14 protein-coding genes are annotated in these 13,453 nt (G+C 65.7%); 6 read left to right on the top strand and 8 right to left on the bottom strand.

The window, feature by feature from the left end:
- Positions 1-71 precede the first annotated feature (71 nt).
- From ABIA30_RS15785 to ABIA30_RS15775, 3 genes are all read left to right on the top strand, one after another.
- On the top strand, positions 72-563 hold the full coding sequence (locus ABIA30_RS15785; protein WP_370066927.1) for a hypothetical protein: 492 nt from the start codon (positions 72-74) through the stop codon (positions 561-563).
- An 83-nt stretch (positions 564-646) separates the two neighbouring features.
- A complete protein-coding gene (locus ABIA30_RS15780; RefSeq protein ID WP_370066925.1) occupies positions 647-1,072 on the top strand; it encodes a pyridoxamine 5'-phosphate oxidase family protein in 426 nt (141 codons plus the stop codon).
- A gap of 4 nt (positions 1,073-1,076) precedes the next feature.
- A complete protein-coding gene (locus ABIA30_RS15775) occupies positions 1,077-1,673 on the top strand; it encodes a class I SAM-dependent methyltransferase (protein WP_370066923.1) in 597 nt (198 codons plus the stop codon).
- A 26-nt stretch (positions 1,674-1,699) separates the two neighbouring features.
- On the opposite strand, the gene ABIA30_RS15770 is transcribed toward ABIA30_RS15775, so the two are convergent.
- The 5 genes from ABIA30_RS15770 to ABIA30_RS15750 are packed head-to-tail and all read right to left on the bottom strand — an operon-like array spanning position 1,700 to position 6,310.
- Entirely contained in the window at positions 1,700-2,083 is a 384-nt protein-coding gene (locus tag ABIA30_RS15770; RefSeq protein WP_370066921.1) for a nuclear transport factor 2 family protein, read from the bottom strand.
- A gap of 10 nt (positions 2,084-2,093) precedes the next feature.
- Positions 2,094-3,041 (bottom strand): LLM class flavin-dependent oxidoreductase, encoded by a 948-nt coding sequence (locus tag ABIA30_RS15765; protein ID WP_370066919.1) that lies wholly within the window; start codon positions 3,039-3,041, stop codon positions 2,094-2,096.
- Between the two features lie 3 nt (positions 3,042-3,044).
- Positions 3,045-3,794 carry an SDR family NAD(P)-dependent oxidoreductase gene (locus ABIA30_RS15760; protein ID WP_370066917.1) on the bottom strand — a complete coding sequence of 250 codons (750 nt, stop codon included), beginning with the start codon at positions 3,792-3,794 and terminating at the stop codon, positions 3,045-3,047.
- Positions 3,791-5,041 carry an MBL fold metallo-hydrolase gene (locus ABIA30_RS15755; protein ID WP_370066915.1) on the bottom strand — a complete coding sequence of 417 codons (1,251 nt, stop codon included), beginning with the start codon at positions 5,039-5,041 and terminating at the stop codon, positions 3,791-3,793. Before ABIA30_RS15755 ends, ABIA30_RS15760 begins: the two co-directional genes overlap by 4 nt.
- A gap of 9 nt (positions 5,042-5,050) precedes the next feature.
- Entirely contained in the window at positions 5,051-6,310 is a 1,260-nt protein-coding gene (locus ABIA30_RS15750; protein WP_370066913.1) for a sulfotransferase, read from the bottom strand.
- Positions 6,311-6,370: 60 nt separating this feature from the next.
- Between ABIA30_RS15750 and ABIA30_RS15745 the strand changes: the two genes are divergently transcribed.
- The 3 genes from ABIA30_RS15745 to ABIA30_RS15735 are packed head-to-tail and all read left to right on the top strand — an operon-like array spanning position 6,371 to position 8,741.
- Complete coding sequence (locus ABIA30_RS15745) at positions 6,371-7,270, top strand: helix-turn-helix domain-containing protein (RefSeq protein WP_370066911.1); 900 nt, start codon at positions 6,371-6,373, stop codon at positions 7,268-7,270.
- Positions 7,267-8,277, top strand: a complete 1,011-nt coding sequence (locus ABIA30_RS15740; protein ID WP_370066909.1) for a zinc-binding dehydrogenase — start codon at positions 7,267-7,269, stop codon at positions 8,275-8,277. The genes ABIA30_RS15745 and ABIA30_RS15740 overlap by 4 nt, the downstream gene beginning before the upstream one ends.
- Before the next feature lie 20 nt (positions 8,278-8,297).
- On the top strand, positions 8,298-8,741 hold the full coding sequence (locus ABIA30_RS15735; protein ID WP_370066907.1) for a TIGR03618 family F420-dependent PPOX class oxidoreductase: 444 nt from the start codon (positions 8,298-8,300) through the stop codon (positions 8,739-8,741).
- Positions 8,742-8,799: 58 nt separating this feature from the next.
- On the opposite strand, the gene ABIA30_RS15730 is transcribed toward ABIA30_RS15735, so the two are convergent.
- The 3 genes from ABIA30_RS15730 to ABIA30_RS15720 form a co-directional block, all read right to left on the bottom strand.
- Positions 8,800-10,947, bottom strand: coding sequence for a 3-hydroxyacyl-CoA dehydrogenase NAD-binding domain-containing protein (locus ABIA30_RS15730; RefSeq protein ID WP_370066905.1), 2,148 nt, complete (start codon positions 10,945-10,947; stop codon positions 8,800-8,802).
- Positions 10,948-10,959: 12 nt separating this feature from the next.
- Positions 10,960-12,171, bottom strand: coding sequence for an acetyl-CoA C-acetyltransferase (locus ABIA30_RS15725; RefSeq protein WP_370066904.1), 1,212 nt, complete (start codon positions 12,169-12,171; stop codon positions 10,960-10,962).
- Positions 12,172-12,357: 186 nt separating this feature from the next.
- Positions 12,358-13,386 carry an alpha/beta hydrolase gene (locus ABIA30_RS15720; protein ID WP_370066902.1) on the bottom strand — a complete coding sequence of 343 codons (1,029 nt, stop codon included), beginning with the start codon at positions 13,384-13,386 and terminating at the stop codon, positions 12,358-12,360.
- Positions 13,387-13,453 lie beyond the last annotated feature (67 nt).

Raw genomic sequence — 13,453 nt, 5'->3', positions numbered from 1 at the left:
GATCCAAAAAAGACTCTCGTAACACCCGAATTGGCGCGGCTGCCTGTCTGCACTACCGGATGGAAGTGCTTGTGTCCGACGTAGATGACACCGTCCGCCGCGCCGGCGGCTTCATGTTCGACCGCGCCGCACTGGGCTGGACCGTGATCGCCATCGTTCCGCCGGAATGCGACCTGCGACCGTTGGCCATCCTAGGCGTGCACGTGGTGACGATCGACGACGAACTGTCGATCGACGATTGGCCCGCGCCCACCGTGATGGTCATACCCACCAACTACCACACCGATAGCGAGCCTATGCGCCGCAGACTCCAGGTGGCCCGCGGGCACCACAGCCAGATCCTGACCTGGCCCGCCGGTGACCACAGGCCACGCCCGACCACAGCCGCGGCTATGGTGCATCACCAATTGAGTTCTGCCGCATATGCATTCAAGGCCCACGCCGTCATTGCGCTAGGCCTGCCGGGCGCACTCGAAACGATCGAACATTTCCAATCCACAGCAACCACGACAGTCGCACCGCCGATCGCCCTCGCGCCGGGTATGCCGGCCGATTCGGCGTGACTCGAACATCCGGATAGTCAACCGACCCCGTTCGGTGGGGCTGAAGCCGCGACCGTGTCGGTGATTTTCGCTAGGTTGGATTCATGGCGCTTTCCAAGGATGAACGCGAACAATTTCTGGCCGAACCACACATCGGGGCCCTGTCGGTCAACGCAGGATCAGACCGTGGGCCGCTGACCGTACCGGTCTGGTACCAGTACACGCCCGGAGGCAAGCTGTGGCTGCTGACCGGTCCCGGCTCCCGCAAACACAAGCTGATCGAGGCGGCCGGGCACCTGTCCATCATGGCCGAGCGACTGGAGCCGACAGTCCGCTACGTCGCGGTCGACGGTCCGATACTCAGCATCGAACCCGGCACCGACGAACAACTGGTCGAGATGGCCGAACGCTACCTGGGTGCGGAGAAGGCCGCGGCCTACGTCGAGTTCTCCAAGCGTGAGCACGGCGCCAGCGTCAAGATCACTGTCGAGCCGAAGCACTGGTTGTCGTCGGATCTAGGGGCGCTCTGAGGCCATGTCCTCGCGGCATGGGCTGTTCCGGGTCTTCTATCGTCTCGGGTTCACGCCGTGGGACGGCCATCCACTGGCCACCAGCCTGCGCGGCCTGATCGAGGGTGACTCGGCGCTGCAACCCGGTGCCGCCCTGGATATCGGCTGCGGCACCGGGGACAGCTCGCTGTATCTGGCCAGACACGGCTGGGATGTCACCGGCGTGGATTTCGTTGCGACCGCGGTCGCGAAAGCCACCGCCAAAGCCGCGACTCAGCAGGTTGCGGTGCGCTTCTCACGTGCCGACGCCACCCGGTTGACTGCCGAGGACATCGGCACGGGTTTCACCCTGATCATCGACAACGGCTGTCTGCACGGGATGAGCGCGGACGACCGCGACGCGTACGTGCGCGAAGTGACGGCGGTGGCCGCCCCCGACGCGCGGATGCTGATCGTGGCATTCATTCCCGGCGGCTCTTTCGGGGTGCCCGGTATCGATCCGGCGGAGGTGCAGCGGCGCTTCGCCATCGGGTGGTCACTGCTGTCCAGCGGCGAAGAATCCGCACTGGACCACAACGGGCGCAACCCGGCTCGGTATTACCTGTTCGCACGGCAGAGCTGACTGCCGGGCACACTTCGTCACCGACGTCACCGATTGATGGTGGTGATATCGGCGGCTGGGTCCCAGACGGCACGCAAGCTGACAATTTTCGCGTCGTCGTCGAAAGTCATGATGTCGACCGGACTGAGCTCGTAACCGTAGGCGCCAGTACCGGCGCGGAGCTTGAACGCGAATACCGCGGTGTCGGCAGCGACTTTGGACCAGAGAAATTCGACACTGATCTCTTCCATCGACGCAAGGACCGCGTAGAAGTCGACCATGGATTGACGGCTGGTCTTGAGTTCGGTGCCGACGGGATCTTCGATGGTGGCGTTCTCGGCGAACAGGTCGACAATCTTGTCGGGTTCGTGCGCCGCAAGCAGTTCGACGTACCGTGCGACAACATTCCGGATGCGGTCAACAGATGCCATGTGCAACCTCCTATGCCAGCGCCGGCAGCACGCGATCGGTCAGCAGCTCGACGGACTTCCAGGCCGCTTCGACTGGCATTGCGCCGACCAGCGGGTGCATGACCAGCGGCCCGTACTGATCCGCGTCGCGGATCTCGGCGATGAGTTGCTCAGGCGTCAGAATGCGGTACCGCCCAGACGCTTTCACCTCATCGAGCGTGCTGACGCCGGGCAGGTGCATGAGCGAGCGCTGGCGGACCGACCAGCCGCCGTAGGTGACCGCCTCCCACAGAATGTGCTCGCCCAGCTCGGCCCAGGCCTGCTCGGGGTCCTCGTGCAGATAGATCATGCCGCGATTGACCGGACCGGGCATGAGGACGGCCGGGGTGACGCCCTTCTGTGCGCATAGCTCGCGGTAGTGGTCGGCGATGTCCGGCAGGTAGTCGACCAGGCTCAGTGGCAGCCCGAAATGTGCCGCGCGCCGCGCCGTGGCCCGCACTCCGCCGCCGATGAACAGCGGCGGATGCGGCCGGGTCCAGGTTCCGATGTCGGCCCAGATCGCCAGCATGCGAGTCACCAGGTCGTCCATCAGCTCGCCCCGGCGGCCGAAATCCACGCCGAGCGAGTCATATTCGATTTCGCGGTAGCCCAGGCCGACCGTGGTGTACAGCCGGCCGCGGCTCATGTTGTCCACCAGGGCGATGTCCTCGGCCAGCCGTACCGGGTTCCACAGCGGACCGAGCGCGCAGTCCACGCTGGCGATCAGCGTCGAGGTCCGCGCCAGGAACATCGATGCAGCCATGATCGGGTTGCAGCTCCAGCCGTGCCCGGTCGCGTGGTGTTCGTCGACGCTCACCGAGGTGATCCCCCGGGATTCGCCCCACTGCGCCAGCTCAAGCGCAGCGGACAGCAGCCGACTCTGGGTACGTGGATCTCCTTGCGGGGAGGCAAAATTGAATCGCAGTACGGTCAGTAGCATGGCTTACACGCAATCCGAAGCGCCGTCGACGACGAGCACCGCACCTGAGGTGTAGGCGCTGTGCTCGGTGCACAGGAACGCTATCGCGGGCGCGATCTCTGTGACGGATCCGAAGCGCCGCAACGGAATATGTGCCAACTCTGCATCCACCAGCGATTGGGCGAATTGCATCGGGGCGGTCATCGGAGTGTCGATCACGCCGGGCGCCACCGCGTTGACCCGAATACCCTTGTCGGCCCACTTGACCGCGAGATTGCGGGTGACGCAGATGATCCCGGCCTTCGCGGCGCCGTAGCCGGGTACCAGCGGAACCGCCCGCAGCGCAGACATGGACGCCAGGTTGACGACGCTGGCACCGCCCGTAGCGGTCGACGCCTTCAACGCCCGGTACAGGCCGACCGTCAGCCGGTACGGCGCGGTCAGGTTCAGCGCCACCGACGCGTCGAAGCCGTCGGGCTGTGATTCATCAAGGCCGCCAGGGAAATTCGCTCCGGCGTTGTTGACCAGCACATCGAGTCGGTCGTAATCGCGGGCCAGGGCTTCCACCGAATCGGTATCGGTGATCTGCAACTGCCGGTAGGACATCCCCGACAGGTCGGTGTCGTAGTCTGCCGCATCGGGTTTGGTTCCGGTGACGGTGACCTCGGCGTCCGCGTCCCGGAACAGCGTCGCGGTGGCGTGGCCGATGCCACTGGTACCCCCGGTGATCAGTACGGCGGTCCCGGTGAAGTCGAAGGTGACTCGAGCTGTCATTGCTCCCTCACTGTCAGTTGACTGAGAATGTTTCTGAGCCAGGCGCTTTCCCAGAAGTTCGTGCTGCCGGCCAGCAGCTCTTCATGGGCTCGACGCAGCACGTCACGCGCGCCCGGGTGGTCCTGGCCGACCAGCTCGGCCAGCTGAATGGCGTGCAACGGCCGGCCCGCACCGAGGTGCATCCGGGCCCGGTCCACCACGGCGTCGGCGCCGGCCAGTTCGACGATGTCGGTGGCGACGGCATCGAGTCCGACCGGATACAGCTCGGTGGTCGACCGGTGGTGAAACCAGCCCGAGTAGTTCTCCCAGACCGCCCGCACATCCCAGGCCACTTTTCCGTAGCCCTGGCCGACGTCGTACTCGGCGGGCAGCGTGATCTCACGCATCAACGTGCGCACGTCCTTGCCGGCGTTCATCCCGGCGACAGTCTCGTCATGGATGTACTGGATCGCATTGCGCAGCCGGGTGAGTTCGGCGTCGATGCGCTGCGCCCCGGCGATCGGGCCGAAGTGGCCCGTCACCAGGAGTTCGGGCTGCAGGTCGCGGACCCGCTCGACCGAGGCGATAGCGGTCAATGCGTCGCGATACCGGTCGCCGCGCATGGTCACGAGGTTGGGGATGTGGCCGAAAACCGGCCCGAAGGTGTTTCCGCACAGACAGATTCGTTCCTCGGGCAACCAGATCACCAGTGAGTCCGTGGTCTCGCCGCCCGGCACCGAGATCAGCTCCAGCCGGCGCCCGCCGACCTCCAGGGTCAGGGTGTCGTCGAAGTCGATGTCGACGGCGGGCGTGCTTTGGCCGGCCAGCTGCTTGGTACCGAGCCGTTGTTGGATCGCCCGGACTCCGGTGGCCAGCTTGTCGCTGAAAGCGAAGGCGCTACGACTGGCGCGGTATGGGATGAGACGGTCGTTGTCGTCGCGCCACGTGGTCCAACTCGACTGTGCGACAACCTTTGTTTCGGGGTCGCGCACGCTGTCCAGACCACCGACGTGATCCACATGCCCCTGAGTGAAGATGATGTAGCGCACCGGCGAGGAGTCGACGGCGTCGAAGTTGGCCCGGTGCACCGGGCCTTCGAAGCCCATGCCGGTGTTCACGATCACCCGGCCGTCGTCGGTGGTCAGCAGGTAGGAGTTCGACAGGCCCGGCGAGCACCACAGACCCGGGGCCAGCTGCTCGGCGGCTTCGGCGGCGGCGGGCGCCATGGCGTCGGCGCCGGGCCGGCTGCGGTAGATCGGTTCGGACATCTGGCTCCCTCACTCTGCCCGGACGTCGAACCGGTCGAGGTAGAAATCGAACCGGCTCCGCAAGTCCTCCGGCGAGACACCGAAATGGCCTTGCAGGTCATAGCGGATACTGCCGTGTTTGCCCCGGGGATTGCCGGCCAGGTACTGCTGGAAATGCTTGCGCGCCTTGGACGTCAGCTCCACGCCGCCGCGCGCGTAGAGCTCTTCCAGCAGCGGCATTTCGTTGCCGCCCAAGTGATGGAAGCCGATGTCGATGCTGCGTTCGGCGGGCACCAGTTCGCGGTCGCGGACGCACGCGCTGAGCAGCCGGTGCACGCGGTCACTCCAATACGCGACCAGCCAGTCGGGGTCGATGCTGGTGCGGCGGATCCGGTCGGAGTAGGCGATCATGGTGATCGCCGATTGGATCACCGCAACTGGGTCGCGGTGAGTGAATGCCACTGTGGCGTCAGGGAACGTCGCGATCAGCGGACCCAGCTGCTCACAGTGCTGAGGGCTCTTGAGCACCCAGGTGCGCGGGCCGCGCAGGAAGGTCAACGCCTGTAGCACTTTCTTCAGGTAGGCGTAGTGGCGAGTCTGGTCGAGTCCCAGGTAGTAATCACGCCAACCAGGCACGCGCGCATGCCATTCCACGACATAGGAGGCCAGGTCCAGGTCGAGGATCTCGACCTCTTCTTCGATCGCCTCGGGATATCTGTCGTGCATGGCCGCCACGATCGGGGTGGTGGCCATCAGCGCCTCGTGTTCCGATTTGGCGCGGGTGTAGCGCGGGTCGACGCCGTGAATGTCGGGGCCCTGGCCTCGAGCGGGAATCGGCTCCTGGCTCTCCCAATAGGGCAGCGCGCGCCGGCGCGGATCGGCGGCGATCAGGTTCACCAGATGCGTGGTACCCGACCGCGGCATTCCGACCACGATGAACGGTTTCTCGATCGGGATCGATTCGATCTCGGGGTGGGCCTTGATCAGATCGGTCAGCGACAACCGATTGCGCAACAATCGAATCACCCTGCTGCGCAATGTCATTCTGGACAGCTGGGTGAGACCCTCGTCGGCCTCGATCGCCGCGACGTGCGCGGCCAGCCGGTCGCCGAAGCCGTCGGTGTCGGCCAGGTCGTCCACCCCGGCTTGCACAACCGCTTCGGTCAGCATCGTCTCGATGCCCAGGTCGACGTGTTTGGCCTCGGTGTACTCCAAGATCTGCCGTTGCGCCTCGGTGAGCCGCGGCGCAGTCAGATCGTCGAATTCGATGACGTCCGAAGCGATACCCATCGATCACTCTCCGATTCGCGCACTTGTTCATGTCGAATATTCGACGTACCGTTCGAAAGTATGACGCCGAAGGTAGACCGGCAAGACACGGTCAGTCAAGTGCCGTCACCGCCCACCGAGCGCGTGGTCGCCGTGATGCAACTGCTGGCGGCCGAGCCCGACCGGGCCTTCTCCCTCGCCGATATTTCCCGCCGGCTCGACATCAGCCGGGCCACCGGGCACGCCATCCTGACCACCCTCGCCATGCACCAATGGGTTCTGCGCGATGAGGCGAGCGCGGGCTATTCGTGCGGGCCGGCCGTGGCGACGCTGGGACGACCGGCGAACAATCGCGCGTTTCGGCCCGTGCTGTCCGAACTGTCCGAATCGGTTGGCACACTGGTACTTCTGGCTCGCCGGGACGGCACCTCCCTGCAGATCGTCGACGCAGTCGGCGAATCGCTCACCGCCCCACGGATCGGAGCGGGATTCCGGATCCCGCTGGTGGCGCCCTTCGGCCGCGACTACGTGGCATGGGCCGCCGAGTCGACCCAACAAGGCTGGCTGGGCACCCCGGGCCAACCGGCAACCCAACTCCGTAAGCGACTAACCGCGACCCTGCACGAGGCACGTCGGCGCGGATACGTGATCGAGCGACTGAGCCCGGAATACGTGCGGGTTTACTCAGCGCTGCGCGCCCTGGCGGTCGAGGGCGAACCCGACGACATCACTCGACGCCTGGCTTGGTCTTTCGCCGACCTCACCCTGATCGATTATCTGCCAAGCGAATTCGATGAGTCCGGCCTGCACCCCATCGCCACCATCGCCGCGCCCATCCGGGACGCCGACGGCCTGGTGACCATGTCGGTGAGCGCAGCGCCGTTCGCCGCGCTGACCGCCGCCCAGGTGGATGACCTCGGCGCGCGGGTCTGCGTCGCCGCCCGACGAATCGAAGACCGACTGCAGGGAGCGAATGCATGAAGGTGGCGATGGTGACCGGGCCCGGGACGACCGGCGTCGTCGAGGCGGACCGGCCCGACGTCGGGCCCAGCGATGTGCTGGTGAAGATCCGCGCCTGCGGCATCTGCGGCAGCGACGCGCTCTACATCGCCATCGGCGGGCTACCGCCGCATCATGGCCGGATGCCCCTGGGGCACGAGCCGGCCGGCGAGCTCGTCGCGGTGGGCGATCAGGTCGTGGGGCTCAAGGTCGGCGACCACGTCGTCATCGATCCGATGGCCACGCCGACCGACATCATCGGGAACGGTGGCGGCAGGGGCGCGCTGGCCGAGTATCTACTCATCACCGATGCCGTGCGCGGGACCCATCTGGAAGTGATCCCCGACCACATCCCCTTCGCGGTCGCGGCGCTCAACGAACCCATGGCGGTCGCCCGGCACGCGGTAAGCCGGTGCCGGCCCAGACTCAGCGACAAGGTACTCATCTTCGGCGCGGGCCCGATCGGCCTCGGCGCGACGTTGGCATTGAAATCCCTTGGTGTGCAACATGTAGTGGTCGCCGACCTGCTCCCGTCGCGACTGGCCACCGCGCTGGACGTCGGGGCGGACGCCGTCATCAATTCGGCCGAAGAGAACCTTGCCGAGCGACTCGTCCAGTTACACGGAACCGGCGCAGCCATGTTTCCCGGTAAGGCCGACACCGATATCTACCTCGACGCCGCGGGCGTCCCAGCGGTAATCCAGACCGCGGTGAGCCTGGCCAAGAAGGGCGCCACCCTCGGCGTCGTGGCCGTCCACAAAGAGCCCGTGCCGGTCGACTTCCTGTCCTTGATGAGCAACGAGATCACGATCCTCGGATCGATGGGCTACCCCGACGAAATCTTCGAGGTAACAACCGATCTCGTCGCCAATTGGCAGAAATATGCGCGCATCGTCAGCCACACCATCCCGTTCGACCGCGTGGACGAAGCGCTGGTGAGGGCGTCGACACCAGGTGCTGCCGACAAGATCGTGGTGACCTTCGACTGATCAGGCGTAGCGTTTTCAGCGTGACTGACGTTTCCGCCTTCGCCGAGCTGTCGGCACTCGATCACGGGCTGTGCGTGCTGAACACCCTGCGAGGTGACGGCAGCATCCAGTCCTCGGTGGTGAATGCCGGCGTGATGGCACACCCGCGAACCGGTGAACCGGTGGTCGCCCTCGTCGCCATCGGTGCCGCACGCAAGCTGCGCAATCTCCAGGCCGATCCCCGGACCTCCGTCGTCGCCCACTCCGGCTGGCACTGGGTGACGGTCGAGGGAACCGCAGAGATCATCGGTCCTTCCGACTCGAGCACCGATCCCGAAACATTGCGGCTGCTGCTGCGCAAGATCTTTACCGCGGCCGGTGGTACCCACGACGACTGGGATACCTACGACCGGGTGATGCGCGAAGAGCGCCGGACCGCCGTGCTGATCTCCCCAACCCGGGTTTACACGAACCCCGCTCGGTGATCTGCCCAGCAGACGCAAAAGCCCCCGACTCTCGCCGGGGGCTTTTGACGTTTTGTGCTCAGGACTCCAGCGAGGCCGGCGGCAGGAAGCGGTCGCCGTACTTGGCGGCCAGTTCCTTGGCGCGGGCCACGAACGCGGCCTTGCCGACCCCGAGTGCGCCCTGGTAGCCGACGATGTACTGCGCCGAGCCACCGGTGTACGGCGGGTAGCCGATGCCCATGATCGAGCCGATGTTGGCGTCCGCGGTGGACGTCAGCACGCCCTCGTCGAGGCACTTCTGGGTTTCCAGAGCCTCGGCGAACAGCATGCGATCGATCATGTCCTGCAACGGAATTGACGCCGAACCCGAGTTGAAGGCCTCCGTCAGACCCGGCCACAACGCGCCGCGCTTGCCGTCGACGTACTCGTAGAAGCCCGCGCCGTTCAACCGACCGGAGCGGCCCAGCTCGAGCATCTTCTCGACCACAACCTCACCCGGGTGCGCCACATAGGTGCCGCCGCCATCCTCGATGCCCTTCTTCGAGGCCACCGCGATCTTGTGCATGAGCTCCAGGTTCAGCTCGTCCGACAGCTGCAGCGGAGCCGCCGGGTAACCGGCCTGCGAACCCGCCTGCTCGATCGACGCCGGGGCGATGCCCTCGCCCAGCATCGCGATGGCCTCCTGCACGAAAGTGCCGATCACGCGCGAGGTGAAGAAGCCGCGGCTGTCGTTGACGACGATCGGGGTCTTCTTGATGGCCAGCACGTAGTCGAACACCCGGGCCAGGGCGTCATCGGAGGTCTTCTCGCCCCGGATGATCTCGACCAGCGGCATCTTGTCGACCGGCGAGAAGAAGTGGACACCGATGAAGTCCTCCTGGCGCTTCACGCCGGAAGCCAGCCCGGTGATCGGCAGGGTGGAGGTGTTCGAGCCGAGCACCGCGTTCGGCTCGACGATGTCCTCGATCTCCTGGAACACCTTGTGCTTGAGTTCCTGGTTCTCGAACACGGCCTCGATCACGAAGTCGACGCCGGCCAGGTCGGCCGGATCGGCGGTCGGGGTGATCTTGGCCAGCAACGCGTCGGACTTCTCCTGGGTGGTACGACCCCGCTCGACGGCCTTGGCCTCGATCTTCTCGGAGTAGTTCTTGCCGCGGTCGGCGGCTTCCTGGGTGACGTCCTTGAGCACCACGTCGTAGCCGGCCTTGGCCGAGACGTAGGCGATGCCGGCGCCCATCATGCCCGCGCCCAGCACACCGATCTTGTTGATCGGGGTCTTGCCGATGCCCTGCGGACGGCTGCCACCACCGTTGATGTGCTGCAGGTCCAGGAAGAACGCCTGGATCATGTTCTTGGCGACCTGACCGGTGACCAGCTGGGTGAAGTAGCGGCTCTCGATGCGCGATGCGGTGTCGAAGTCCACCTGCGCGCCCTCGACCGCAGCGTCCAGGATGGCCCGCGGTGCGGGCATCGGAGCACCCTTGAGCTGCTTGCGCAGCAGCGCCGGGAACGACGGCAGGATGGCCGCCAGCGCCGGGGACGACGGGGTCCCGCCGGGCATCTTGTAGCCCTTGACATCCCACGGCTGCACGCCGCCTTCAGGGTTGGCCTTGATCCATGCCTTGGCGGCCGGGATCAGCTCCTCGATGGTGTCGACCAGTTCGTCGACCAGGCCGGTGGCCTTCGCCTTGATGGGGTTGAAGCGGGTGCCCTGGCTCAGCACCTCCATGTATGCCTTCTGGATGCCGAACATCCGGACGGTGCGGGCCACGCCGCCGCCGCCGGGGAGCAGGCCCAGGGTGACCTCGGGCAGGCCGATCTGGCTGCCCCGCACGTCCGCGGCGATGCGGTGGTGACAGGCCAGCGCGATCTCCAGGCCACCGCCGAGGGCGGCGCCGTTGATGGCGGCAACAACAGGCACGCCGAGGGTTTCCAACAGGCGCAGGTCGGCCTTGATCTCCTCGACCATGCTGAAGGCTTCACCGGCGTCATCGGGGCCGATGTTGATCATGCCCTTGAGGTCACCGCCGGCGAAGAAGGTCTTCTTGGCGCTGGTGATCACCACACCGGCGATCGAATCCTTCTCGGCCACAAGGTTTTGCACCGCGTAGTGCATCGATTCCTTGTAGTGCTCGTTCATCACGTTGGCCGAGCCGGTCGGGTCGTCCAACGTCAGGGTGACGATGCCGTCGGCATCCTTGTCCCACGCAATAGTGTTCTCTGCCATGGTCTTTCGCTCCTAGACGCGCTCGATGATGGTGGCCACGCCCATGCCGCCGCCGATGCACAGCGTGATCAGCGCACGCTTGGCACCGCGACGCTCAAGCTCGTCGACCATGGTTCCGGTGATCATGGCGCCGGTGGCGCCCAGCGGGTGACCCATCGCGATGGCGCCGCCGTTGACGTTCAGCTTCTCGTCCGGGATGTTCAGGTCCTTCTGGAACTTGAGCACCACCGAGGCGAAGGCCTCGTTCAGTTCGAACAGGTCGATGTCGTCGACCGTCAGGCCGGCACGGTCCAGCACCTTCTTGGTGGCCGGGGTCGGGCCGGTGAGCATGATGACCGGGTCGGCACCGCTGGTGGCGGTGGCCACGATCCGGGCGCGCGGGGTCAGGCCCTGCGACTTGCCTGCGGCCTCGCTACCGATCAGCAGCAGGCCGGCTCCGTCGACGATGCCGGAGCTGTTGCCGCCGGTGTGCACGTGGTTGTTCTTCTCGACGAAGTGGTACTTCTGCAGCGCGACATCGTCGAAGCCACCCATCGCGGCCAGGCCTTCGAAGGCCGGCTTCAGCTTGGCCAGGCTCTCCATGGTGGTGCTGGGGCGCATGTGCTCGTCGTGATCCAGGATCAGCAGACCGTTCTGGTCCTTGACCGGGATGACGGACTTGGCGAAGTAGCCGCCGGACCAGGCCGCGGCCGCCTTCTCCTGGCTACGCACGGCATAGGCGTCGACGTCGTCGCGGCTGAAGCCCTCGATGGTGGCGATCAGGTCGGCACCGATGCCCTGCGGCACGAAGCCGATGCGGTAGTTGGTCTCCGGGTCCGACGCCCACGCGCCGCCGTCGGAGCCCATCGGGACGCGGCTCATTGACTCGACACCGCCGGCGTAGACCAGGTCGTCCCAGCCGGAACGGACCTTCTGGGCAGCCAGGTTGACGGCCTCCAGGCCGGACGCGCAGAAGCGGTTGAGCTGGAAGCCGCCGGTGGTCTCGGGCAGCTTTGCCACCAGCGCCGCAGTGCGGGCGATGTCGCCGCCCTGGTCGCCGACCGGGGAGACGACACCCAGGATGACGTCGCTGATCAGGTTCTCGTCGAGGTCGGGATTCCGCCGCCGCATCTCCTCGATGAGGCCGACGACCAGATTGACCGGCTTGACCTCGTTGAGGGCGCCGCCGCGCTGCTTGCCACGGGGCGTGCGAATGGCCTCATAGATGAAGGCTTCTTCGGACATGTGTTTGCTCCAGGTCCAGTTGAGGTTGGGTTGTGGGTTTGCCTACCGACGAGTAGGCGGTCCCCTGCCCGGTAGCGTAACAGCCCCTCCCAACCGGGTGGTTGGGAGGGGCTTCGGCCTGGCCGAACGTGAGCTTTTGGACGAGACGAGACGTCGGACCGGCACGCGTGCCAACACTCGACGGAGTCAGACGACCACCTTGATGAAATCGGTGACCTCGCCGACGGCCCGTCTAGCGTCGGGGTTCGAGAAGGCGAACGCCTGGAAGACGTGGACCGCTCGGTCGAATATCTGCAATCGCACCGGCACTCCCGCCTCAGCGAGTCGCTCGGCCATCAGCTCCGAATCGGGCCGCAGCAGCTCCTTCGAACCCACTTGCAACAGGAACGGACCCAAGCCGTGCAGATCGGACTCCACCGGACACGGGATCGGTCCGCGCGCACCGTTGCGCAGCAGGAAAACCTCACTGATCATTCGCAGGAAGTTCACCGGGAACATGGCATCTGAAACATGCCGGGCCGCTTGATATTTCGGTTCCATATCACTGTCAGTGGCCGCCGAGAGCAGCACACAACCCGCGGGCGGTGTCATTCCCAGGTCGCGCACCGCGACGGCGGTCATCGCCGCGATGAAGCCGCCGGCCGAATCTCCGGCCAGCACGATGCGCTCCGGTGTCACACCTTGTGCAAGCACATACCGGTAGGCATCGACGCCGTCGGCGATCGCATCCTCAACCTGGCTGCGCGGACACAACCGGTAACCGACGTTCAGGGCGCGCGCACCACTGTCGCGCGCAATGTGACTGACCAGCGGGCGGTGGCTGTTGATGCCGAGCGAAATGAATGCCGATCCGTGGAAGTAGATGACCACTGGGCCGGCTCCGGCTGACTTGTCGCTTCCAGCGACGGCGGACGGCCCGGTGCGCTCATTCCAGACCCATTCCGCCGGGCAGTTCGGTAGCGTCACCCGCTCGGTACGCGTGCCGGGTACACCGGGCAACCAGCCGATATACCGCTCCAGCCCGTCATAGGACCTGTTGAGCAGGGCCTGCGGAAATCGTCTGTTGATGGCCAACATGACCTTGGTCATGACAAACATGGCGGGCTTGAGGGCCTTCATGAGGTAGGTCTCGACCACGGAATGCCAGTTGGCCTTGCCCATCCACTCCGGACCCGCATATGCGGCGGGCTCGGGAATCCGACTGGCACTGGTCATAGGGCCTCCTCAGGCAACACTGCCTGCCGAGACTAACCCACCGGTTGGCTGGGGCGACCGAACCCCG

The organism is Mycobacterium sp. MAA66 (assembly GCF_041261665.1).
Lineage (GTDB): Bacteria > Actinomycetota > Actinomycetes > Mycobacteriales > Mycobacteriaceae > Mycobacterium.
The sequence above is the reverse complement of the archived record's forward strand: the minus strand, read 5'-3'. Positions and strand labels throughout refer to the sequence as shown.

Bases quoted from the DNA above. Each gene is read 5' to 3' on its own strand.
- ABIA30_RS15755 (WP_370066915.1), bottom strand. From the start codon at position 5,041: ATGTCCGAACCGATCTACCGCAGCCGGCCCGGCGCCGACGCCATGGCG.
- ABIA30_RS15730 (WP_370066905.1), bottom strand. From the start codon at position 10,947: ATGGCAGAGAACACTATTGCGTGGGACAAGGATGCCGACGGCATCGTC.
- ABIA30_RS15765 (WP_370066919.1), bottom strand. From the start codon at position 3,041: ATGCTACTGACCGTACTGCGATTCAATTTTGCCTCCCCGCAAGGAGAT.
- ABIA30_RS15745 (WP_370066911.1), top strand. From the start codon at position 6,371: ATGACGCCGAAGGTAGACCGGCAAGACACGGTCAGTCAAGTGCCGTCA.
- ABIA30_RS15760 (WP_370066917.1), bottom strand. From the start codon at position 3,794: ATGACAGCTCGAGTCACCTTCGACTTCACCGGGACCGCCGTACTGATC.
- ABIA30_RS15775 (WP_370066923.1), top strand. From the start codon at position 1,077: ATGTCCTCGCGGCATGGGCTGTTCCGGGTCTTCTATCGTCTCGGGTTC.
- ABIA30_RS15725 (WP_370066904.1), bottom strand. From the start codon at position 12,171: ATGTCCGAAGAAGCCTTCATCTATGAGGCCATTCGCACGCCCCGTGGC.
- ABIA30_RS15770 (WP_370066921.1), bottom strand. From the start codon at position 2,083: ATGGCATCTGTTGACCGCATCCGGAATGTTGTCGCACGGTACGTCGAA.
- ABIA30_RS15780 (WP_370066925.1), top strand. From the start codon at position 647: ATGGCGCTTTCCAAGGATGAACGCGAACAATTTCTGGCCGAACCACAC.
- ABIA30_RS15740 (WP_370066909.1), top strand. From the start codon at position 7,267: ATGAAGGTGGCGATGGTGACCGGGCCCGGGACGACCGGCGTCGTCGAG.
- ABIA30_RS15720 (WP_370066902.1), bottom strand. From the start codon at position 13,386: ATGACCAGTGCCAGTCGGATTCCCGAGCCCGCCGCATATGCGGGTCCG.
- ABIA30_RS15750 (WP_370066913.1), bottom strand. From the start codon at position 6,310: ATGGGTATCGCTTCGGACGTCATCGAATTCGACGATCTGACTGCGCCG.